Genomic DNA, 21,835 nt, shown 5'->3' with positions numbered 1-21,835 from the left:
GATCTCCTGACCCGTCTCAGCCCGTCTCAACCCTCGACTTACAGGGGACTCCCATGGCAACCACCACCGATGTGATCGAAGAAGCCCCCGGTCCGGCCTCAGGACCGCCCGCCACCTCGCATTCTGCGACACTCGGCGGCGAACAGAAGCGTTCCGTGGAGCAGATCACACTGCTCCTGTTCATCACCGTTCCGTTCCTGGCCGTGCTCGCGGCGGTGCCGCTGGCCTGGGGCTGGGGGGTGAGCTGGCTCGACCTCGGGCTGCTCGTCCTCTTCTACTTCGTCGGCTGCCACGGCATCACGATCGGCTTCCACCGGTACTTCACGCACGGCTCCTTCAAGGCGAAGCGTCCGCTGCGGATCGCGCTGGCGATCATGGGCTCGCTCGCGGTGGAGGGCCCGATCGTGCGCTGGGTCGCCGACCACCGCAAGCACCACAAGTTCTCCGACGCCGAGGGCGACCCGCACTCGCCGTGGCGGTACGGGGAGACGGTCCCGGCCCTGCTGAAGGGCCTGTGGTGGGCACACATGGCCTGGATGTTCGACGAGGAGCAGACCTCGCAGGAGAAGTACGCCCCGGACCTGATCAAGGACCCGGCGATCCGCGCGATCTCCCGCCAGTTCGTCCTGTGGACGGCGCTCTCGCTCTTCCTCCCCGCCCTGATCGGCGGTCTGGTGACGATGTCCTGGTGGGGAGCGTTCACGGCGTTCTTCTGGGGCTCGCTCGTGCGGGTGGCGCTCCTGCACCACGTGACGTGGTCGATCAACTCGATCTGCCACGCCGTCGGCAAGCGCCCCTTCAAGTCCCGCGACCGCTCCGGCAACGTGTGGTGGCTGGCCGTCCTGTCCTGCGGCGAGTCCTGGCACAACCTGCACCACGCGGACCCGACGTCGGCGCGGCACGGTGTGGAGCGCGGCCAGATCGACTCCTCGGCCCGCCTCATCCGCTGGTTCGAGCGGCTCGGCTGGGCGCACGATGTGCGCTGGCCGTCCAAGGACCGCATCGCCTCGCGCCGCAAGGAGCAGGTCGCCGACGCGGCCTGACCACCACACGGCATGATGGGAGACGTGGCGACCGACTCAAGCACCCCGAGCAATTCGAGCAGCGACAGGCCGGACCGGCCCGAGAAGGCTCGGCGCACGCGCAGAACGCGGATGACGGGGGCGGAGCGACGGCAGCAGCTTCTGGAGATCGGTCGTGTCCTGTTCGCCGCCAAGGGCTTCGAGGCCACGTCGGTGGAGGAGATCGCGGCGAAGGCCGGGGTCTCCAAGCCGGTGGTGTACGAGCACTTCGGCGGCAAGGAGGGCCTGTACGCGGTCGTGGTGGACCGCGAGATGCGTCAGCTGCTCGACATGGTGACCGGTTCGCTGACGGCCGGTCATCCGCGTGAGCTCCTCGAGCAGGCGGCGTTCGCGCTCCTCGACTACATCGAGGAGTACACGGACGGTTTCCGCATCCTGGTCCGCGACTCCCCCATCCCGCAGTCCACGGGTTCGTTCGCGTCCCTGATCTCGGACATCGCCACGCAGGTGGAGGACATCCTCGGCCGCGAGTTCAAGAACCGCGGCTTCGACCCGAAGCTGGCGCCGCTGTACGCGCAGGCGCTGGTCGGGATGGTCGCGCTGACGGGGCAGTGGTGGCTGGACGCGCGCAAGCCGAAGAAGGCGGAGGTCGCGGCGCACCTGGTGAACCTGGCGTGGCACGGGCTGGATGGGCTGGAGCCGAAGCCGCGGCTCATAGGGCACCGGAAGAACTGACGCGCCGCACCGGGGCCGGACTCACGGGGCTCCGCCCCGGACCCCGCTGCTCAATCTCCCCCAGCTACCGCTGGGAGGTGCCCCCTGCAGGGGCTTGATCGCGATGCCGTGCCGGGTCAGCCGTTGCGCGTACGAGTCGATGTCGCGCGCCGCGAGTGCGGGTGGCTTGGGGGTTTCGGTCATGCCGAGGTCGTCGACGTAGAACGACCGCAGGATCTCCTCGCTGCCGGGCAGCGCCGCGAGTTGCACATGGTCGATCCCGAGCAGCGTCATGCGCGGGTCGCCACCACGAAGATGCGGCGGAACGGCAGCACCGTGCCGTGCTCCGTCGCCGGGTACGCCTCGCGGAGCAGGTCGCGGTACTCGGCGACGAAGGCGTCGCGGGCCTCCGGGTCGTCCGCGAGCGCGGTCAGGACCGGGCGCAGGCCCGTGCCCTTGACCCAGTCGAGGACCGGGTCGGGGCCCTCCAGGAGGTGCAGGTACGTGGTTTCCCAGGCGTCCACCGCGCAGCCGAGGCCGGCCAGGCGTTCCAGGTAGGCGGCGGGCGTGAGCACCGCGTCGCCGTGCCGCAGGACTCCCGCCAGGCGGCCCTTCCAGCGCGCCGATTCGGCCAGTTCCCGCATCAGGGCGTGGCTGGGCGCGTCGAAGTTTCCGGGGACCTGGAAGGCGAACGTGCCACCGGGGGCCACCGCGTCGATCCACCGGGGGAAGGCGTCGGCGTGGTCCGGGACCCACTGGAGCGTCGCGTTCGACAGGATCAGGTCGTACGTCTCCGTGGGCGCCCAGTCGGCGGCGTCCGCGTACGCGAAGTCGAGGCGGTCGCTCGCGTGCGCGCGGGCCCGCTCCAACATCTGCGGCGAGTTGTCGTAGCCGGTCACACGGGCTGTGGGCCAGCGCTCGGTGAGCAGCGTCGTAACGTTGCCGGGGCCGCAGCCGAGGTCGGCGATGCGGGCCGGCTCCCCCGGCAGGGCGGGGACGCGGGCGAGCAGATCGACGAAGGGGCGACCGCGGTGGCCCGCGTGGCGGAGATACTGCTGGGGGTCCCAGGTGGGCGCTGGCATCATGGTCTCCAGCGTCCGCCGCATGTATCTCGATGTCAAGATAGTCGAATTCAAGAGACTTCACGTCGACACACCCTCTACACTGATCGCCATGGAGGACGAGGTCGACCGTCTGGTCTCAGCGTGGCGCCGAGAGCGCCCCGACCTCGACGTGGAGCCCCTTGAGGTGCTCAGTCGGGTCAGCAGGCTCGCGCGCCATCTCGACCGGGCCCGCCGCCTGGCCTTCTCCGAGCACAACCTGGAGCCGTGGGAGTTCGACGTCCTGACGGCGCTGCGCCGCGCAGGCACCCCGTACCAGCTCTCCCCCGGCCAGCTGCTCACGCAGACCCTGGTGACGTCCGGCACGATGACCAACCGCATCGACCGCCTCGCCAAGAAGGGTCTCGTCGAGCGCCTGCCCGACCCCAGCGACCGCCGCGGCGTCCTCGTCCGCCTCACGGACGAGGGCCGCGACCGCGCCGACCAGGCGCTCTCCGGACTGCTCGACCAGGAGCGGGCGATCCTGGCGGAGCTCTCACGCGCCCAGCGGGGCGAACTGGCCGGACTGCTGAGGCAGTTGACCGCCCCGTTCGACAACATCCCCGGCTAGGCGCCGACCGGGCTCAGCTGGCCGCCTCCAGGTCGACCGGGCCCACGCCCGCCCTGCGCGCGAGCGCCACCGCCGCGAGCGTCGAGTGCACCCCGAGCTTGCCCAGCACGTTCTGCATATGGGTCCGCACGGTGTGCGGGGACAGGAACAGCCGCTCCGCCACCGCCTTGCGGCCCAGCCCGGCCACCATGCAGCGCAGCACCTCGCGCTCCCGCGGTGTCAGGGACTCGACGAGCCGCTCGGACTCGGTGCGGTGCTTGCGCGCCGCGGTCAACTCCCGCAGCACGCCGGTGAGCAGCGCGGGCGGCAGATGCGTCTCCTCCCGCAGCACCCCCCGTATGACGGTCAGCAGACGCGACAGCGAGCAGTCCTTGGCGACCCAGCCGGACGCCCCCGCCTGCAGCGCGAGCGCCGCGCGGCGCGGATCGTCCCGCTCGGCGAGCACCACCGTACGCACGGCGGGCTGGGCCGAACGGACGCCCGCCACCAGTGAGATGCCGTCGACCAGGCCGTCCTGCGAGGCGCTGTCGGGTACCGCCGTCGGCGCGCGCATGCCCTGGAGCGATGCCGCTCCCAGGTCCGCGTCGATCAGCAGCACGTCGAAGCGGCGCCCCTCGGCGACCCCCCGGTCGATGCAGCGCAGCGCGGCGGGGCCGCTGCCCGCTGCCGACACGTCGACGTCGGGCTCGGCGGCGAGTGCCGCGGCGAGCGACTCGGCGAAGATGCGGTGGTCGTCGACCACCAGGACCCGGATTCGAACCACGTGATTACCCCCTTCCCCGAGCTCCGGTGCGGAGCAGGGGATACCCCAACCTCGGGGGACGGACCAACGCAGGTACGGCGCCCGGAGTCCGGGATGCCGCAGCCGCCCGGCCGCCGCCGGGTGCGCAACCGCCACCCCCGCTCCGGGCGTCGTACCCGGCTGTCTCGCCCCCTGATCGACACCGGCCCCCACCGGTGCTGTCCTCAGAGTAGAGGTGGAGGCCTCCGGGGGAAGTCAATTCGCAGAACTGATTGGCGGTTGGCGGAGCGGCGACCGTCCTGCCGTTTAGGGTGATGCGCATGTTTCGCATCGAGACCGAAGTCGACAAGGAGCGCGGCCTCCTGCTCCGGTCGCTGCTGAGGGAGACCAACACGGCGACGTCACCGGGTCTGCGCGAACTGGCCGGCACCCCTGCCGACCAGCATGTCCCGCTCCAGGTCTGGGTGTTGGAGGAGGACGGCACGCTCGCGGCGGGGCTCGACGCGTACACCTGGGCGTACTGGCTGCACGTGGACCTGCTGTGGGTCGCCGAACAGCACCGCGGCACCGGCCTCGGCTCCCGGCTGCTCGCGGAGGCGGAGCGGATCGCGCACGAGGAGCGCGACTGCGTCAGCTCCCGCGTCGAGACGTGGGACTTCCAGGCTCCTGGCTTCTACCGACTGCACGGGTACGACGTGGTGTCCGTGATCCCCGACTACCCGCCGGGGATCAAGGAGTTCACGCTCACCAAGCGGCTGGGGTAGCCGCTACGAGACGCGTCGCGCGCCCGCCGAAGGCACCGCGGGGAACACCCGCGGCGCCGTGAATCCGGCCTCCGCGAAGGCGTCGGCGATCGACTTCGTGACGGCCTCGGCGTCGTCCGACTCGACCAGGACGATCGCCGAGCCGCCGAAGCCGCCGCCCGTCATCCGCGCGCCGATCGCGCCGGAGGTCATCGCCGTGGCGACGACGAGGTCCAGCTCGGGGCAGGAGATGCGCAGGTCGTCCCGGAGCGAGACGTGGCCCTGGACGAGGACGGGGCCGATGGCGCGGACGTCGCCGGAGTCGAGCAGTTCGATGACGCGCTCGACGCGGTGGTCGTCGGTGACGATGTGGCGGACGTAGCGGACGACCTTCTCGTCGACGCCGGCCAGCTCCAACTCCGCGACAGACCGGCCCAGTTCGGCGTACGACACGTCGCGCAGATGGGACACGCCGAGGACGCGCGCGCCCTCCTCGCAGCCCGCGCGCCGCTCCGCGTACGCCCCGTCGCCCAGCTCGTGCTTGACACGGGTGTCGACGACGAGCAGCTGGAGGCCGTGGGCCGCCAGGTCGAAGGGGACCTGGCGGACGGAGAGGTCGCGGCAGTCGAGGTGCAGGGCGTGCCCCTCGGTGGCGCAGGACGAGGCCATCTGGTCCATGACACCGCAGGGCACACCGACGAACGCGTTCTCGGCGCGCTGGGCGAGGACCGCCAACTCGGCCTCCGTGAGCCCGAGTTCGTACAGGTCGTTCATCGCGTACGCGGTCACGACCTCAAGGGCGGCCGACGACGAGAGGCCCGCGCCGGTCGGGACCGTGGAGGCGAGGTGGATGTCGGCGCCGCCGACCGTGTGGCCCGCGTCGCGCAGCGCCCAGACGACGCCCGCCGGGTACGCGGCCCAGCCGCCCTGGCCGTACTTGCTGAGCGGGGCCAGGTCGTCGACGCGCAGTTCCACGACCGGGGCGTCGATGTCGGCGGAGTGCAGGCGCAGCACGCCGTCCTCGCGCCGGGCCACCGCGGCGACCGCGGTGTGCGGCAGCGCGAGCGGCATGACGAAGCCCTCGTTGAAGTCGGTGTACTCGCCGATGAGGTTGACGCGGCCGGGGGCCGCCCACACTCCGGCGGGCTCGTACCCGTACAGGTCCTTGAACTGCGCGGCGACGGACATGAGTTGACTACCTGACCCTCGTAGTGACTGCTGCGGTGACTACTGCTGGCGCGCCCGGGCGAACTCCCAGGCGTCGGCGACGATGCCCGCGAGGTCCGCGCGGGACGGGTTCCAGCCGAGGCGCTCGCGCGCGGTGTCGGCGGAGGCGACCAGGACGGCCGGGTCGCCGCCGCGGCGCGGGGCGACGACCTCGGGGATCGGGCGCCCGGTGACCTGGCGGACGGTCTCGATGACCTCGCGGACGGAGAAACCGTTGCCGTTGCCGAGGTTGCAGATGAGGTGCTCGCCCGGCTGCGCGGCGTCGACCGCGAGCAGGTGGGCCTCGGCGAGGTCGGCGACGTGGATGTAGTCGCGGATGCAGGTGCCGTCGGGCGTCGGGTAGTCGTCGCCGAAGACGTTGATCGCCTCGCGGCCGCCCTGCGCGACCTGGAGGACGAGCGGGATGAGGTGGGACTCGGGGTCGTGCCGCTCGCCGCAGCTGCCGTAGGCGCCCGCGACGTTGAAGTACCGAAGGGATACGGCAGCCAGTCCGTGCGCGTTCGCCTCGCCGGTGATCATGTGGTCGACCGCGAGCTTCGAGGCGCCGTAGGGGGAAGTGGGCGCGGTCGGGTCGGTCTCGGTGATCGGGGTGTTCACCGGCTCGCCGTAGGTGGCGGCGGTCGAGGAGAAGACCAGCTTGCGCACGTCGGCGGCGCGCATCGCGGCGAGCAGCTCCATGGTGCCGCCGACGTTGTTGGCCCAGTACTTCTCGGGCTTCACGACGGACTCGCCGACCTGCGAGAACGCGGCGAAGTGCAGCACGGCGTCGAAGGAGGGGTCGAGCCACTTGCCCGCGTCGCGGATGTCGCCCTCGACGAAGGTGGCGCCCGCGGGCACGCCCTCGCGGAAGCCGGTGGAGAGGTTGTCGAGGACGACGACCTCGTGGTTCGCCTCAAGAAGGTGCTGGGCGACGACAGAGCCGACGTATCCCGCACCACCCGTGACCAGGTACTTGCCCATTACTTGCTCGCTACCTCTCGCAGTCGCTCGGCCGCGGCCTCCGGCGGCACGTCGTTGATGAACACGCTCATGCCGGATTCGGAACCCGCGAGAAACTTCAGCTTGCCGGAAGTGCGGCGGACGGTGAAAAGCTCGAGGTGCAGCGCGAAGTCGTCGCGATTGACGCCCTCGAACTCGTCCAGCGAGCCGAACGGGGCCTGGTGCCAGGCCGCGATGTACGGCGTCACCGGCTGGTCCTCACCGAAGATCCGGTCGAAGCGCCTCAAGAGTTCCAGATAAATCTTGGGGAACTCTGTGCGCGCAGCGTCGTCGAGCCCGAGCAGGTCGGGGACCTGACGCTTGGGGTAGAGGTGGACCTCGTACGGCCAGTGCGCCGCGTACGGCACGAAGGCCACCCAGTGCTCGCCCTCCAGGACGATCCGCGAACCGGCACCGGTCTCAGAGAGCTCCTTCTCCACCACGTCGGCGAAGAGATTGCGGCCACCGGTCTGCTCCTTGTGCTCGGCGACCGATCGGAGCATCAGGGCCGTGCGCGGCGTGGTGAAGGGGTAGGCGTAGATCTGGCCGTGCGGGTGGCCGAGGGTGACGCCGATCTCGGCGCCGCGGTTCTCGAAGCAGAAGACCTGCTCGACGGAGTCCAGGTGGGACAGCTCGGCGGTGCGGTCCGTCCACGCGTCGAGGACGAGACCGGCCTGCTCCTCGGTCAGGTCCGCGAAGGACTTGTCGTGGTCGGACGTGAAGCAGACGACCTCGCAGCGGCCCGAGTCCCCGGCGAGCGAGGGGAAGCGGTTCTCGAAGACCACCACGTCGTACGAGGAGTCGGGGATCTCGCTCAGCCGCTCGCCCTCGGAGGGGCACAGCGGGCACTCGTCGGCCGGCGGGTGGTACGTGCGGCCCTGGCGGTGCGAGGCGATGGCGACGGAGTCGCCGAGCAGCGGGTCGCGGCGCACCTCGGACGTCGTGACCGTGGGGTCGAGGGGGCGGCGGTCGGTCGCGTCCCGGACCACGTCGTCGCGCGAGTCGTAGTAGATGAGCTCACGACCGTCGGCGAGCCGGGTCGACGTCTTCTTCACGTCCGATGCTCCTCATCGCACCAATCAAACAGAACCAAACACAACAAAGCATAAGGCAACAGCGGCGTCAAGAGGAACGACCTTAGGCCAACTGTGCGCTTTCTGTGCTCTCCCGAGTACTCCGGGCGAGGCCTCGATCACAATCCAACAAAGAACGTCATGAGAACTGTTCACTTATTGAAGTCGGAGGCGTAGGTTCCGGACTGTTTCAGTTCGCGCAACGAAGCGAGATCTTCATGCTGTCCCCCACAACAACCCTGGCCGAGGGGCTTCGACTGCCCACCAACGGCCTCGACTACGCGATCATGGCGATCTACTTCGTCGTGGTCCTGGGCATCGGCTTCGCCGCTCGCCGGTCCGTGAAGACCAGCCTCGACTTCTTCCTGTCCGGGCGTTCCCTGCCCGCGTGGGTCACCGGTCTCGCGTTCGTCGCCGCGAACCTGGGCGCCACGGAGATTCTCGGCATGGCGGCCAACGGGGCGCAGTACGGCCTCTACACCGTCCACTGGTACTGGATCGGCGCCATCCCGGCCATGGTCTTCCTCGGCCTCGTGATGATGCCGTTCTACTACTCGTCGAAGGTGCGCTCGGTCCCCGAGTTCCTGCTGCACCGCTTCGGGCCCTCGTCCCACCTGCTCTCCTCGATCATCTTCGCCGTCTCCTCGGTGCTGATCGCGGGCGTCAACCTGTACGCGATGGCCCTGGTGCTCCAGGCGCTGCTCGGCTGGCCGCAGTGGGTCGCGATCGTCATCGCGGGCCTCTTCGTCCTCGCGTACATCACGATCGGCGGGCTCTCCTCGGCGATCTACAACGAGGTCCTGCAGTTCTTCGTCATCCTCGCCGCGCTCATCCCGCTGACCATCGTCGGCCTCAAGCGCGTCGGCGGCTGGGACGGCATCTCGGACTCGCTGTCCAGTTCGCACGGCGACTCGTTCATGACCGCCTGGCAGGGCACCGGCATCGGTGAGTCCAACCCGCTCGGCGCCAACTGGCTGACCATCGTGCTCGGCCTCGGCTTCGTGATGAGCTTCGGCTACTGGACGACGAACTTCGCCGAGGTGCAGCGCGCGCTGTCCGCGAAGAACCTCTCCGCCGCCAAGCGCACCCCGCTGATCGCCGCGTTCCCGAAGATCCTCATCCCGATGGTCGTCGTGATCCCCGGTCTGATCGCCCTGGTCATGGAGCCCTCGCTGGGCAAGGGCGGCGCGGACGGCCTGCAGTACAACGACGCCATCCCGGTCCTCATGCGCGACCTGCTGCCCAACGGTGTCCTCGGCATCGCGGTCACCGGTCTGCTCGCCGCGTTCATGGCGGGTATGGCGGCCAACGTCTCGTCGTTCAACACGGTGTTCACCAACGACATCTGGTCCGCGTACATCAAGAAGAACCAGAGCGACCGGTACTACCTGCAGACCGGCCGTGTCGTCACCGCCGTGGGTGTGCTGATCGGCATGGGCACCGCGTTCATCGCGGGCAGCTTCAGCAACATCATGAACTACCTGCAGACGCTGTTCTCGTTCTTCAACGTCCCGCTGTTCGTGGTCTTCATCATCGGCATGTTCTGGAAGCGCACCACGCCCGCCGCCGGTTTCTGGGGCCTCCTGTCCGGCACCGTGGCCGCGATGGTGAACTACTTCTGGTTCTACAAGCAGGGCGTCATCTCGATCCCCTCCGACCAGGGCGCCAACTTCGTCTCGTCGATCGTCGCCTTCGTGGTCGGCGCCGTGGTGATGTTCGTGGTCACGCTCTGCACCAAGTCCAAGCCCGCCGAGGAGCTGGCCGGTCTCGTCTACGGCACGAAGTCGCCGGGCATGGAGGAGCCGCCGGCCGAGGGTGACGACGCCTGGTACCGCAAGCCGGCCCTGCTGGGCTGGGGTGCGATCGCCCTCGCCGTCATCTGCTACATCCCGTTCTCCTTCTGAGGTCCGAGGTACACGACATGAGCGACGACATGAACCCGCACGTCGAGGAAGTGAAGGAGCTGGAGGCCAAGTCGGCGACGGCGGCCCGGCTCTTCGACGTACGACGCATCATCGGCGGCCTTTTCGTGGTGTACGGCGTGATCGTCACGATCGCCGGCTTCACGGCCTCGGACGCCGACATGAAGAAGGCCCAGGACATCAACATCAACCTGTGGACCGGCATCGGCATGCTGCTCCTCGGCGTCTTCTTCCTGGTCTGGCTGAAGCTCCGCCCGACGGTCCCCCCGACGGCGGAAGAACTCGCCGAGGCCACCGAGCCGACCGAGTAACACCACCAGCCCCGAAAGAAACCAGGGCCGGGACCCACCGCTCGGGAGAGCGACGGGCCCCGGCCCTTCGTTACGGTGCGCGCGTGGACACACGAAAGGCAGGTGGCACACCGATGGCAGCCGGCACACCGGCCGAGCGGGCACTGGGACGCTCGTACACGACGGGCGACGGGGCGGTCCGCTTCGACGTCGACGACTTCTCGGTGGACCATCAGCCGGACAGAACCGCCCTGTTGACGTACCGCCTGACGGTCACCCGCACCTCGCACCCGCCGGAGCGCTGGGCCTTCACCCTTCACTGGGACGACAAGTCGTTCACCGACGTCCTGACGTCGGCCGCCCCCGAGCCCGAGCGCCTGCGGCAGCTCGTCCAGCTGGTCCGGTCCCTGCTGGAGGAGTGGTGGGACACCAAGGGGCACAACCGCGGCTTCGCGAAGATGGGGCGGCGGCTGTCGTAGGGGGCGGGTGCGTACAACGCACGAGGCCCGTTCCGCAGGAGCGGAGCGGGCCTCGTGTCTCTGGAGCGCTGGGCAGGCCTTGCACCTGCATTTCCCCGCAGGAAGCGGGGCGTCTTTCCTTGGACCACCAACGCGCGGTCGTTCACCGCGAGTTGCGGTGACCAACAAGATCAACTGTAGCTCAGGACTCGGGTTCTGGCGAACCCACGGGACCGGCCCGGTCCAGTAATCCCGTACGGGCCGCCAGCGCGGCCGCCTCCAGCCGGGAGCCGACGCCCAGTTTCATCAGGACGCGCTGCACGTGGGTACGGGCCGTGGACGGGGCGATGCCCATGCCCGCCGCGATCAGCCGGGTGTCCTCGCCGTCCGCGACCCGCACCAGGACCTCGACCTCGCGCGGCGTCAGCATCTGGAGCAACCGCTGCCCCTCGTCGTCCGGTTGGGCCGCCGGATTGAGCAACTCGCCGAAGGCGCCCTGGAGCAGCGCCGGGGCCACCGCCGCCTCCCCCGCCCGCGCCTTCATCAGGGCCCGCTCGACACCCTCTATGCGCTCGTCGTGCCGTACGTAACCGGAGGCACCGGCCGCGAAGGCCGAGGCGATGCCCCTGGGGGAAGGGACCGGCCCGAGGACCACCACCGCGACCTGCGGACGCTCGCGCTTGATCCGGACCACCGGGTCGAAGGTGCCGGGCTCGGCCGGGGTCGCCGTACCCAGCAGGCAGACCTCGGGTGCCCGCGAGATCACCAGGTCCGCTGCTCCGGCGGCCGGTGCGGCCGCCGCGAGCACCCGGTGCCCGCGCAGCTTGAGCGCCGAGGCCAACGCCTCGGCGAGCAGTCGGTGGTCGTCGACCACCATCAGCCGCACTCCCATTCGGGCCTACCCCCCAATCCACCCCGGCTGTCCCCGCGAACCCCCGGGCCCCCCAAGGACAGGCGAGCCCCCCGACTCCCCGTCCTTCTTCAACCCCGGAAGCTACACGCTTGTTCGAGGTTGCGCGCCCCCTACCGGCCAGAAGCGGCCCTGAATGCTGAAATCCAGTGCATTGAGGGATGATTGGGGGTACAGGAGCGCAAAGCAAGCGGTATAAAAGCGCTCGTTCGGGACTGTTTCCGATGCCTTCTCAATCAGTGCTGAACCCGACCGCCGTGTACTGCTTCACGTCGTTCGAGCGGGGCTCACCGATCAATGGCTGACCGAAGAACAACCGGCCCTTTGAATAGCGCAGTTCGGAGTTGGACCGGCCCGGCGCCATGCCACTGATCAGATCCCGTACGGCCGGCGTGGCCGGCGTCCTGAGCAGTGTCTGCTGCTTCATGGTCCGGGGGTCGATGGAGACGATCTCGCTGCCCTTGTCGAAGGCCCCCGTCCTGAACGCCAGGACGTGTCCGCCGTCCATGCGCACCGGGAAGATCTCCTGATCCCCGCCGGCCACCCGGTCGCCCGTGCGCCTGCCCGTCTCCAGGGAGTACGACACGAGCTCGTTGGCCGACCCGGCAGCGGCGTCGGTGCCGGTGCTGGGCGACCGGGTCGCGAGGTAGAGGCGCCCGTTGCCGACCGTGATCTTCGCGCAGCCCTCGGTCTTGCCGACCTCGCAGGCGAAGTCGTACTTCTTGGGGTCGATGGAGATCGTGCTCGCGAGCCGCCCGGCACCGTTCATGGCGTACACGCGGGTGATGGTGCCCGCCGCGTTGGCTCCCGTGCCCACGCCGAAGACGACCGGCTTGGTCGACAGGACCTTGACGTCGGACAGGCCCTTGGCGAGCCGGTAGGACCACTTGGGCCGCCCCGACACCGGGTCCAGGAGCTGCACCTCGTACGACGCGCGGCCGTAGGCACCGCACTTGCGGACCGTCACCAGCTGCGCCCCGCCGTGGTAGCCGACGTCCTGGCACTCGCCGGTGTCCGGCTGCCACAGGATGCGGCCCGTCTTGATGTCGAAGGCGGCGCCGCCGTCGAGCCCGCCGCCGACCGCGAGCGTACTGCCCGAGATGGACAGCTCCTCGAAGATCCGCCGGTTCGTGCCCTGCCCCAGACTCTGCGTCCAGAGCTTGGCCCCCGTGTTGACGTCGAAGACCGTGATCTGGCTGCACGGCTTGTGGTCGCCGTTGGCGGGCCGCCTGCCCGCCTCGCTGACCACGGCCGCGAGCGCGTCGTTGGTGACGGTGTCCGTGCCCGCGCACGTCTGCCCCGACAGCGGGAGGGTCCACTTCTCCTTGCCGGTCGCCGCGGACCGGCCGACGATCTCGCCGACGCCCGCCTTGGCGTACGTGCTGTCGGTCAGCCAGGACCCCTGCACGCTGTCCACCTGCCGCTTCGCCACCTTCGGCGCGGGCAGCCGCAGCACGGGACCGGCCGACGGGTCGGCCGGGGCCCGCTCGTCTCCCGAACCCTCGTAGCCGTCACCGCTCTTGTCGCCGTCCGCACCCGCGGAGCCGGCCTCCGAGCCCTTGCCGCCGGACGTCGACACGTACAGGACGGCGCCGCCGACGAGCAGGGCGAGGGCCACGACCGCGGCGCCGATGACGAGCGCGATCGGCGGCGCCTTCCGGCCGCCGCCACGGCCGTACGGCTGTCGCGGCAGGTGGGGACGCGCCTCGGGCGGCAGCGGTGCGCGCAGCCGGCCGTAACCAGGGGTGGGGTACGGCGGCGGGGGCGGGCCGAAGCCGTCCGACGGGGGCGGCTCGTTGGGCGGTGGGGGCGGGGGTGGCTGGGTCATGACCCGGGTACCTCGGGGACGTTGAGTTGCGGCAAGGTCAGTCACCGTCAGCCGGTCGCACGTTCTCGACCCGGCGGCCCTTTTCTATCACCCGCCTCCGACGGGCAACGGGCCGATCCGCCCCCTTACCAGGGGAAGGACCGGCCCGCGGTGCGCAACGCTCACGCGTCCTCGGCCAGTTCCAGCCAGCGCATCTCCAACTCCTCGCGCTGCGCGACCAGATCACGCAGCTCCGCGTCCAGCTTCGCGACCTTCTCGAAGTCGGTGGCGTTGTCCGCGATCTGCGTGTGCAGCTTGGTCTCCTTCTCGGAGACCTTGTCCATCTGCCGCTCGATCTTCTGGAGTTCCTTCTTCGCGGCGCGGGTGTCGGCCGCGGAGGGACCCGCCTTCTCGGCGGCGGCCGGGGCGGCGGCGGGAGCGGGGGACGCGGCCTCGATCATCCGCTGCCTGCGCTCCAGGTACTCGTCGACGCCGCGCGGCAGCATCCGCAGGGTGGCGTCGCCGAGCAGGGCGAAGGTGTTGTCGGTGGTGCGCTCCAGGAAGAACCGGTCGTGGGAGATCACGACCATCGAACCGGGCCAGCCGTCGAGCAGGTCCTCCAGCTGCGTCAGCGTCTCGATGTCCAGGTCGTTCGTCGGCTCGTCGAGGAAGAGCACGTTCGGCTCGTCCATCAGCAGGCGGAGCAGCTGGAGGCGGCGGCGCTCGCCACCGGACAGGTCGCCGACCGGCGTCCACTGCTTGTCCTTCGCGAAGCCGAACTGCTCGCACAGCTGGCCCGCGGTCATCTCCCGGCCCTTGCCGAGGTCGACGCGGTCGCGGATCTGCTGGACGGCCTCCAGTACGCGCAGTGTGGGCGGGAGTTCGGTGACGTCCTGCGAGAGGTACGCGAGCCGTACGGTCTTGCCGACGGCGATCTTCCCCGCGGCGGGCTGCACATCGCCCTGGCTGGTGGCGGCGTCGGCGAGGGCGCGCAGCAGGGACGTCTTGCCCGCGCCGTTCACGCCGACCAGGCCGACGCGGTCGCCGGGGCCGAGCTGCCAGGTCAGGTGCTTGAGCAGCACCTTCGGACCGGCGGTGACGGTCACGTCCTCCAGGTCGAAGACGGTCTTGCCGAGCCGGGCGTTCGCGAACTTCATCAGCTCGCTCTTGTCGCGCGGCTCCGGGACGTCGGCGATCAGCTCGTTGGCCGCCTCGACGCGGAAGCGCGGCTTGGAGGTGCGGGCCGGGGCGCCGCGGCGCAGCCAGGCCAGCTCCTTGCGGACCAGGTTCTGCCGCTTGGCCTCCTCGGTCGCGGCGATCCGCTCCCGCTCGGCGCGCGCGAACACGTAGTCCGAGTAGCCGCCCTCGTACTCGTAGACGTCGCCCTTCTGCACGTCCCACATGCGGGTGCAGACCTGGTCGAGGAACCAGCGGTCGTGCGTGACGCAGACGAGCGCGGAGCGGCGGGCCCGCAGGTGCTGGGCGAGCCAGGCGATGCCCTCGACGTCGAGGTGGTTGGTCGGCTCGTCGAGCACGATCAGGTCCTGCTCGGCGATGAGCAGCTTGGCGAGGGCGATACGGCGCCGCTCGCCGCCGGAGAGCGGGCCGATCACGGTGTCCAGGCCCTGCGGGAAGCCGGGCAGGTCGAGGCCGCCGAAGAGCCCCGTCAGTACGTCGCGGATCTTGGCGCTGCCGGCCCACTCGTGGTCGGCCATGTCGCCGATGACCTCGTGCCGGACGGTGGCCTGCGGGTCGAGCGAGTCGTGCTGGGTGAGTACGCCCAGGTGCAGGCCGCCGCTGTGGGTGACGCGGCCGGTGTCCGCCTCCTCCAGCTTGGCGAGCATCCGGATGAGGGTGGTCTTGCCGTCTCCGTTGCGGCCCACGACGCCGATCCGGTCGCCTTCCTGTACGCCGAGGGAGACGCCGTCGAGGAGGGCACGGGTGCCGTAGACCTTCGAGACGTTCTCGACGTTGACCAGATTGACTGCCATTACGCTCCGCTCCGGGGGGGGTGGGCCAGTCTTCCAGCGTAGTCGGCTCGCCGATGGTGCCGGTCACCCGTTCCCACGCCACGGGGCTCCGCCCCGGACCCCGCGCCTCAATCGCCGGCGGGGCTGGGGAGATCGGGGCTCCGTCCCTGGCCCCGCTGCTCAAGCGCCGGCGGGGCTTGAAAGATCGAGGCCCTGCCCCGGATCCCGCGCCTCAAGCGCCGGCGGGGCTGGAAAGATCGGGGCTCTGCCCCGGACCCCGCTGCTCAAGCGCCGCAGGGGCTTGATTTACCGGCACCGGCCGGTGCCGCACCGCCTTGGGCAATCTGCCGCCTTGGGCGGCAGGGTGGGCAAGGCGGCGCACGGTGCCGCGTAACAGGGAGCGGGGGTCAGAGGGTCGTGGCGCCCGGAGCCGGGGAAGGGGCGACGCGGGCCGTGTGGCACAGGCCCGAGGTGGTCAGGGCCGCGGCGACGGATCGGGCTGAGGACTCGTCCGAGGTCAGGAACGCCGTGGTCGGGCCCGAGCCGGAGACGAGCGCGGCCAGAGCGCCCGCCTCCCGACCCGCCTCAAGCGTGTCCTTCAGGGACGGGAAGAGGGACAGCGCCGCGGGTTGCAGGTCGTTCGTGACCGTGGCGGCGAGGCCGTCGACGTCGCCGGTGCGCAGCGCCTCCAGGAGGGCGGGCGCCGCGACGGGCTCGGGGGCGTCCGGGCTGAGGCGGTCGAACTCGCGGTAGACGGCCGGGGTGGACAGCCCGCCGTCCGCAACGGCGAACACCCACCAGAATTCCCCGCCCACGTCGAGGGGTTCGAGCTTCTCGCCCCGCCCGGTGCCGAGGGCCGCGCCCCCGACCAGGCTGAACGGCACATCGCTGCCCAGCTCGGCGCAGATGTCCAGGAGTTCGTCCCGCGAGGCGTTCGTGCCCCACAGCGCGTCGCACGCCACGAGCGCGCCCGCCGCGTCGGCGGAGCCGCCCGCCATTCCCCCGGCGACCGGGATGTCCTTGGCGATGTGGATGCGTACGGCCGGTTCACCGAGCCCGTGGCGCTCGGCCAGCGCGTACGCCGCGCGCGCCGCGAGGTTCGTACGGTTCAGGGGCACCTGGTCGGAACCGGGACCGGTGCAGGTCAGCGCGAAGGCGTCGGACTCCGTCACCGTCACCTCGTCGTAGAGGCCGACGGCGAGGAAGACGTTGGCCAGGTCGTGGAAGCCGTCCGCGCGGGCGCCGCCGACCGCGAGCTGGACGTTGACCTTGGCGGGTACGCGTACGGTCACCGATGTCGCTGTCACTGCTGCTTGGCCTCCGCGATGCGGGCGAACTCGTGGACGGTGAGCGCCTCGCCGCGCGCCTGCGGGGAGACGCCGGCCGCGACCAGGGCCTGCTCGGCGGCCTGCGCCGAACCGGCCCACCCGGCGAGCGCCGCGCGCAGCGTCTTGCGGCGCTGGGCGAACGCGGCGTCGACGACCGCGAAGACCTCCTGCTTGGAGGCCGTCGTGGGGATCGGCTCGGTGCGGCGCACGAGGGAGACGAGGCCGGAGTCGACGTTCGGGGCGGGCCAGAAGACGTTGCGGCCGATCCGGCCGGCGAGCTTGACCTCCGCGTACCAGTTGGCCTTCACGGACGGGACGCCGTAGACGCGGGAGCCGGGCCCGGCGGCGAGCCGGTCGGCGACCTCGGCCTGCACCATCACGAGGGTCCGCTCGATGCTCGGGAACGTGTCGAGCATGTGGAGCAGGACGGGGACCGCGACGTTGTACGGGAGGTTCGCGACGAGGGCCGTGGGCGCGGGGCCGGGGAGCTCGGTGACCTGCATCGCGTCGATGTTGACGAGGTCGAAGGCGTCCTTCTTGGCCGGGATGCGGGCCGCGACGGTGGCGGGCAGGGCGGCGGCCAGTACGTCGTCGATCTCGACGGCCGTGACATGGCGGGCCGCTTCGAGGAGGGCGAGGGTGAGCGAGCCGAGGCCGGGGCCGACCTCAACGACGGCGTCGTCCTCGGTCACTTCCGCGGTGCGGACGATGCGGCGGACGGTGTTGGCGTCGATGACGAAGTTCTGGCCGCGCTGCTTGGTCGGCCGGACGTTCAGCGCCGCGGCGAGTTCGCGGATGTCCGCGGCGCCGAGGAGGGGGCCCTGGGGGTCACTGGTGCTCACCGTTCAAGGGTAGCCGTGCCGTACCGGGCGCCTTCGCCGCGAGGTGTTTCAGGCCCTCCTCAGAGGCGTCCCCCGCAGTGCGGCCACGGCGTCGACCCGCGGCTGACGTACAGCTTCTTCGCCCGGTAGGTCTGCTCCTCGGCAGGTGCGTCCTGGGGGCGGCCCGAGCCGCCGAGGCTCTGCCAGGTCTGGGTGTCGAACTGGTAGAGCCCGCCGTAGGTACCGGTCGCATCCGTGGCCGCCGGCCGCCCGCCCGATTCGCAGGCGGCGAGCCCGGACCAGTTGAGGGAGTCCGCCCCGGCCACGGACGTCGGCATCGGCTTCGTACCGACCCTGATCTCCTGCGTGCGCGGCTCACGCACGATCTCCTCCCGCACGCGCCGCGGCTTCTTCTTGACCCCGTTGACGGTGCGCACCGCGTACGTGACCCGTCTCGTCCCGGGCTCACCGGCCCGCGTGACGACCTCCGTGCCCTGGAAGAGCGAGGCGTCACGGGTCCGCTCGGTCGCGAAGGGGATCGACTCCTCGCGGACCTCCTTCTCGCCCTTCACCCGCAGCACGGTGACGACCTGTCCGTCGCGCGGGAAGCTGTCCTGCGGCACCGACGTGGTGTCCTGTCCGCGCAGCGTGACCCCGGCGTCGGCCACGGCCTCGCCCACGGTCGCCGCGTTCGTGCGGATGGTGCGGCGGTTGCCGTCGGCCATGATCGTGACGCTGCGTTCGGTGCGTACGTCGAGGGCGAGCCCGTGGCGGGCGATGCTCTGGGAGCGCGAGGCCGAGACGTACGCGCCCTCCGCCCGCACCCCGAGCTGCCGCAGCGCCCCGTGCACGGTCCGCGCCGTGGTCCACACCTCGCGGCGCTGTCCGTCGAGGGTGAGCCGGACGGGCCGCCCGTACCGGATCGCGACCTCGTCCCCGCTGGCCAGTGCGGCCCCTTCGCCGGGCGCGACGACGTCGTGGTCGCCGACCTCCACGCCCTCGTCGGCGAGGAGTTCGGTGACGTCGTCGGCGAAGGTGTGCAGGGTGCGTTCCTTGCCGTCGACGCTGAGGTGGATGGCCTTGTCGTCGGCGACGAAGGCAGCCGTGCCGCCCGCGAGGAACGCGACGACCAGGGCCCGCGGCAGCAGCCTGCGCAGCGCTTCGGGCCGCTGCGCCGTCCTCTCCCGGCGGGCTGCGCGCCGGGCGGCGGCCCGGCCCTCCGGAGCGTCGGGGGCGGGCGTCGGACGCGGCACCCGCGTCTCGGTCGGCGCCGCCGCGAAGGCCTCCGCGCCGTAAGCCCCGTACGCGCCGTACGGCTCGTGCGACTCCTGCGGCTCGCGCGGCTCATGCGGCTCATGCGGCTCATGCGGCTCGTACGGTTCGTGCCGTTCGTGCGACTCGTACGGCCCGTACCGCTCCCGCGATCCGTACCGCTCGTACGAGCCGTAGGTCCCGTACGACTCATAACGCTCGTACGGCTCGTACGTCTCCTGCGGCGTATTGCTCACGACGACGCTCCAGGCACTCACAGGCGTCCGGTCCCCGGGCAGGGGCGGATCGGGCCAGCAGAACCTAGCGGAGCACCGGTCACTCTCCAAAGCACCGCGACTACTCTGTGTGGCGACTCTGCCCGAAGGTGTACGGGTGCGAGCGGCCGTGACCGTTATCGCTCAGTAATCGAAGGCACGCGCGGTGTTGGCGGAGACCGATGTCGCGAGGGCTGTCTCCGTGACGCCCTTGACCTCTGCCATGGCGCGCAGCGTGACCGGAATGAGATACGGGGCGTTAGGCCGACCGCGGTACGGGGCGGGCGTCAGGAAGGGCGCGTCGGTCTCGACCAGGACCAGTTCGAGCGGGGCGACCGCGAGTGCGTCGCGCAGCGGCTGCGCGTTCTTGAACGTCACGTTGCCCGCGAACGACATGAAGTAGCCGTTCTCCGCGCAGATTTGGGCCATCTCCGCGTCGCCGGAGTAGCAGTGGAAGACGGTGCGCTCGGGCGCGCCTTCTTCCTTCAGGACGCGTAGCACATCGGCGTGCGCCTCGCGGTCGTGGATGACGAGCGCCTTGCCGTGCCGCTTGGCGATCTCGATGTGGGCGCGGAACGACTTCTCCTGCGCGGCCTTGCCCTCGGGGCCCGTGCGGAAGTAGTCGAGGCCGGTCTCGCCGACGCCCTTCACGTGCGGGAGGGCGGCGAGCCGGTCGATCTCGGCGAGCGCCTCGTCGAGCCCGGCGTCGCCCAGCGGCTCGCGCGCGCCCTGGCGGGACCAGCCGTCGGGGTCGCCGTGGACGATGCGCGGCGCCTCGTTGGGGTGCAGGGCGACGGTCGCGTGCACGCGCGCGTGCTCCCGTGCCGTGTCGGCCGCCCAGCGCGAGCCCGCGAGGTCGCAGCCCACCTGGACGACCGTGGTCACACCCACCGACGCCGCTTTGCCGAGGGCCTCCTCCACGGTGCCCGCCTGCATGTCCAGGTGGGTGTGGGAGTCGGCGACCTCGCTCTCCAGGGGCGTGGGCAGCGGCGGCGGGGTGACGTCCTTGGTGCTGGGGCTCATGCCCCCGATCCTACGAAGCCGGTGTCACTCGCCCCGCTTGTGGTGGCTGAAGGGGTGCAGCAGGTCCGACAGGTGCCAGTGGTGGTGGTCGGCGTGGGCGGCCGTGCCCACGCGCTCCGCCGCCTCCGGCTCCGGCACCTCGACCGGGCCCGACTGCGGGGTGCGGTGGTGCTGCAGCGCGTCACGGGCCGAGGAGACGCGCCCCGCCCGCATGATGCGGACGACGTTGCCCCCGCAGTTCAGACAGGTGGGCCGGGTCAGCGGCGACGGCACCCGCTCGCCCTTCACCACGTACATCACGAACTCCGCACCCTCCCCGTCGACGTGGTGCTCGATCTCGTAGGACTCCTCCCAGCCGTGCCCGCAGCGCATGCAGGCGAACGAATACGACTCGTGGGCGATGGATATCGCCGCGCCGCGTTGGGGAACCGGGGGTGTCTGTGCACCAATGGCTGTCTTGGAGACTGCGAACTCGCTCATGCCAGCTCCTCTTGCCCGCTGGACAAACGCCGCCTTCGGCAGCGTGGGGACGGGTGCGTCCCCTTCAACCAGTGGACGCCTCCGCTGGGCCGAGCGCAAAAGCCCTGTCGACTATTGGATCCGATTTGGCATTTCCCTGCCGAAACGGGCCGGACGCGCGGTCTTCGCTTTGCTTTTCAGGTTAGTCCTTTGCACGCCTATGGGGCGTTGCGCTGCGCATTCTTTGCCGCCACCACGGCATCGAAGACCTCGCGCTTGGGCAGCCCGGCGTCGGCGGCCACGGCCGCAATGGCCTCCTTGCGCCGCTCCCCCGCCTCCTCGCGCACGCGCACCCTGCGCACCAGCTCTTCGGGGGTGAGGTCGTCGGCCGACTTCTCCGGGGCGCCCTCGACGACGACCGTGATCTCGCCGCGCACGCCCTCGGCGGCCCATTCGGCCAGTTCCTTCAGCGGGCCGCGCTTCACTTCCTCGTACGTCTTGGTGAGCTCGCGGCACACGGCGGCGCGGCGGTCGTCGCCGAAGGCCTCGGCCATCGCGGCGAGGGTGTCGTCGAGGCGGTGCGGGGCCTCGAAGTAGACGAGGGTGCGGCGCTCGTCGGCGACCTCCTTGAGCCGCGAGAGCCGCTCGCCCGCCTTGCGCGGCAGGAAACCCTCGAAGCAGAAGCGGTCGACGGGGAGCCCGGACAGGGCGAGGGCGGTGAGCACGGCGGAGGGTCCTGGCACGGCCGTGACCCGGATGTCCCGCTCGACGGCCGCGGCGACCAGCCGGTAGCCGGGGTCGGACACGGACGGCATCCCGGCGTCCGTCACGAGCAGCACCCGCGCCCCGCCGGCCAGGGCCTCGACCAGCTCCGGCGTGCGGGCCGACTCGTTGCCCTCGAAGTACGACACGACACGCCCGCCGACCTGCACGCCGAGCGCCTGCGTGAGCCGCTTCATGCGCCGGGTGTCCTCGGCGGCGACGACATCGGCGCCGGCCAGCTCCTGGGCCAGGCGCGGCGGCGCGTCCGCCACGTCACCGATCGGGGTGCCCGCGAGCACAAGGGTTCCGGTGGACTCGGGGGATTCTGCGGTTCCTGTCACGTTTCCAGTCTCGCAGGAGCGGGCGACAGGACTCGCACAGTCGTGTTC

The 21,835-nt window shown here is 70.8% G+C and carries 21 protein-coding genes and 1 pseudogene; 7 read left to right on the top strand and 15 right to left on the bottom strand.

Features of this window, described 5'->3' with window-relative positions; genetic code table 11:
- Window positions 1-53 precede the first annotated feature (53 nt).
- Entirely contained in the window at window positions 54-1,043 is a 990-nt protein-coding gene (locus ACY34M_RS26115) for an acyl-CoA desaturase (RefSeq protein WP_462720951.1), read from the top strand.
- 12 nt (window positions 1,044-1,055) lie between these two features.
- Entirely contained in the window at window positions 1,056-1,757 is a 702-nt protein-coding gene (locus ACY34M_RS26110) for a TetR/AcrR family transcriptional regulator (RefSeq protein ID WP_462720950.1), read from the top strand.
- A 144-nt stretch (window positions 1,758-1,901) separates the two neighbouring features.
- On the opposite strand, the pseudogene ACY34M_RS26105 reads toward ACY34M_RS26110, so the two are convergent.
- Window positions 1,902-2,030: pseudogene (locus tag ACY34M_RS26105) on the bottom strand (glyoxalase); the annotation flags it as partial.
- A complete protein-coding gene (locus tag ACY34M_RS26100; protein WP_462721069.1) occupies window positions 2,027-2,818 on the bottom strand; it encodes a trans-aconitate 2-methyltransferase in 792 nt (263 codons plus the stop codon). The pseudogene ACY34M_RS26105 and the gene ACY34M_RS26100, both read right to left, overlap by 4 nt.
- Before the next feature lie 91 nt (window positions 2,819-2,909).
- Here ACY34M_RS26100 and tamR point away from each other — a divergent pair, with 91 nt between their 5' ends.
- Window positions 2,910-3,407, top strand: a complete 498-nt coding sequence (gene tamR, locus ACY34M_RS26095; protein ID WP_462720949.1) for a MarR family transcriptional regulator TamR — start codon at window positions 2,910-2,912, stop codon at window positions 3,405-3,407.
- A 13-nt stretch (window positions 3,408-3,420) separates the two neighbouring features.
- On the opposite strand, the gene ACY34M_RS26090 is transcribed toward tamR, so the two are convergent.
- Window positions 3,421-4,170 carry a LuxR C-terminal-related transcriptional regulator gene (locus ACY34M_RS26090; protein WP_462720948.1) on the bottom strand — a complete coding sequence of 250 codons (750 nt, stop codon included), beginning with the start codon at window positions 4,168-4,170 and terminating at the stop codon, window positions 3,421-3,423.
- Between the two features lie 299 nt (window positions 4,171-4,469).
- Between ACY34M_RS26090 and ACY34M_RS26085 the strand changes: the two genes are divergently transcribed.
- A complete protein-coding gene (locus tag ACY34M_RS26085; RefSeq protein ID WP_462720947.1) occupies window positions 4,470-4,913 on the top strand; it encodes a GNAT family N-acetyltransferase in 444 nt (147 codons plus the stop codon).
- A gap of 3 nt (window positions 4,914-4,916) precedes the next feature.
- Here the strand turns inward: ACY34M_RS26085 and galK are convergent, their stop codons facing one another.
- Genes galK through galT form a run of 3 tightly spaced genes read right to left on the bottom strand, consistent with a single transcriptional unit; the run spans window position 4,917 to window position 8,152 of the window.
- Window positions 4,917-6,080 (bottom strand): galactokinase, encoded by a 1,164-nt coding sequence (gene galK, locus ACY34M_RS26080; RefSeq protein ID WP_462720946.1) that lies wholly within the window; start codon window positions 6,078-6,080, stop codon window positions 4,917-4,919.
- A 39-nt stretch (window positions 6,081-6,119) separates the two neighbouring features.
- Window positions 6,120-7,079, bottom strand: coding sequence for a UDP-glucose 4-epimerase GalE (galE, locus tag ACY34M_RS26075; protein WP_462720945.1), 960 nt, complete (start codon window positions 7,077-7,079; stop codon window positions 6,120-6,122).
- A complete protein-coding gene (galT, locus tag ACY34M_RS26070; protein WP_462720944.1) occupies window positions 7,079-8,152 on the bottom strand; it encodes a galactose-1-phosphate uridylyltransferase in 1,074 nt (357 codons plus the stop codon). Before galT ends, galE begins: the two co-directional genes overlap by 1 nt.
- A 236-nt stretch (window positions 8,153-8,388) precedes the next feature.
- On the opposite strand from galT, the gene ACY34M_RS26065 reads away from it, so the two are divergent.
- From ACY34M_RS26065 to ACY34M_RS26055, 3 genes are all read left to right on the top strand, one after another.
- Window positions 8,389-10,074, top strand: coding sequence for a sodium:solute symporter family protein (locus ACY34M_RS26065; RefSeq protein ID WP_462720943.1), 1,686 nt, complete (start codon window positions 8,389-8,391; stop codon window positions 10,072-10,074).
- A gap of 17 nt (window positions 10,075-10,091) precedes the next feature.
- A complete protein-coding gene (locus ACY34M_RS26060) occupies window positions 10,092-10,403 on the top strand; it encodes a hypothetical protein (protein ID WP_462720942.1) in 312 nt (103 codons plus the stop codon).
- Between the two features lie 113 nt (window positions 10,404-10,516).
- Complete coding sequence (locus ACY34M_RS26055; protein ID WP_462720941.1) at window positions 10,517-10,861, top strand: hypothetical protein; 345 nt, start codon at window positions 10,517-10,519, stop codon at window positions 10,859-10,861.
- 181 nt (window positions 10,862-11,042) lie between these two features.
- Here ACY34M_RS26055 and ACY34M_RS26050 read toward each other — a convergent pair whose 3' ends face one another.
- From ACY34M_RS26050 to rsmI, 9 genes are all read right to left on the bottom strand, one after another.
- Window positions 11,043-11,732: a helix-turn-helix transcriptional regulator gene (locus ACY34M_RS26050; protein ID WP_385760511.1), complete on the bottom strand. Its 690-nt coding sequence runs from the start codon at window positions 11,730-11,732 to the stop codon at window positions 11,043-11,045.
- A 250-nt stretch (window positions 11,733-11,982) separates the two neighbouring features.
- Complete coding sequence (locus ACY34M_RS26045) at window positions 11,983-13,578, bottom strand: outer membrane protein assembly factor BamB family protein (RefSeq protein WP_462720940.1); 1,596 nt, start codon at window positions 13,576-13,578, stop codon at window positions 11,983-11,985.
- Window positions 13,579-13,739: 161 nt separating this feature from the next.
- Window positions 13,740-15,548, bottom strand: a complete 1,809-nt coding sequence (locus ACY34M_RS26040) for an ABC-F family ATP-binding cassette domain-containing protein (RefSeq protein WP_462720939.1) — start codon at window positions 15,546-15,548, stop codon at window positions 13,740-13,742.
- 386 nt (window positions 15,549-15,934) lie between these two features.
- Entirely contained in the window at window positions 15,935-16,834 is a 900-nt protein-coding gene (locus tag ACY34M_RS26035; RefSeq protein ID WP_462720938.1) for a 4-(cytidine 5'-diphospho)-2-C-methyl-D-erythritol kinase, read from the bottom strand.
- On the bottom strand, window positions 16,831-17,697 hold the full coding sequence (rsmA, locus tag ACY34M_RS26030) for a 16S rRNA (adenine(1518)-N(6)/adenine(1519)-N(6))-dimethyltransferase RsmA (RefSeq protein WP_462720937.1): 867 nt from the start codon (window positions 17,695-17,697) through the stop codon (window positions 16,831-16,833). Before rsmA ends, ACY34M_RS26035 begins: the two co-directional genes overlap by 4 nt.
- 59 nt (window positions 17,698-17,756) lie before the next feature.
- The gene (locus ACY34M_RS26025) at window positions 17,757-19,184 is read right to left on the bottom strand and encodes a ubiquitin-like domain-containing protein (RefSeq protein ID WP_462720936.1); all 1,428 of its coding nucleotides are present in this window, start codon (window positions 19,182-19,184) and stop codon (window positions 17,757-17,759) included.
- 162 nt (window positions 19,185-19,346) lie between these two features.
- Entirely contained in the window at window positions 19,347-20,225 is an 879-nt protein-coding gene (locus tag ACY34M_RS26020) for a TatD family hydrolase (RefSeq protein ID WP_462720935.1), read from the bottom strand.
- Window positions 20,226-20,249: 24 nt separating this feature from the next.
- Window positions 20,250-20,705 carry a hypothetical protein gene (locus tag ACY34M_RS26015; RefSeq protein WP_462720934.1) on the bottom strand — a complete coding sequence of 152 codons (456 nt, stop codon included), beginning with the start codon at window positions 20,703-20,705 and terminating at the stop codon, window positions 20,250-20,252.
- A gap of 197 nt (window positions 20,706-20,902) precedes the next feature.
- Window positions 20,903-21,787 carry a 16S rRNA (cytidine(1402)-2'-O)-methyltransferase gene (gene rsmI, locus ACY34M_RS26010; RefSeq protein WP_462720933.1) on the bottom strand — a complete coding sequence of 295 codons (885 nt, stop codon included), beginning with the start codon at window positions 21,785-21,787 and terminating at the stop codon, window positions 20,903-20,905.
- Window positions 21,788-21,835: the final 48 nt, after the last annotated feature.

This window comes from Streptomyces sp. EDA2-14 (assembly GCF_054963755.1).
The sequence above is the reverse complement of the archived record's forward strand: the minus strand, read 5'-3'. Positions and strand labels throughout refer to the sequence as shown.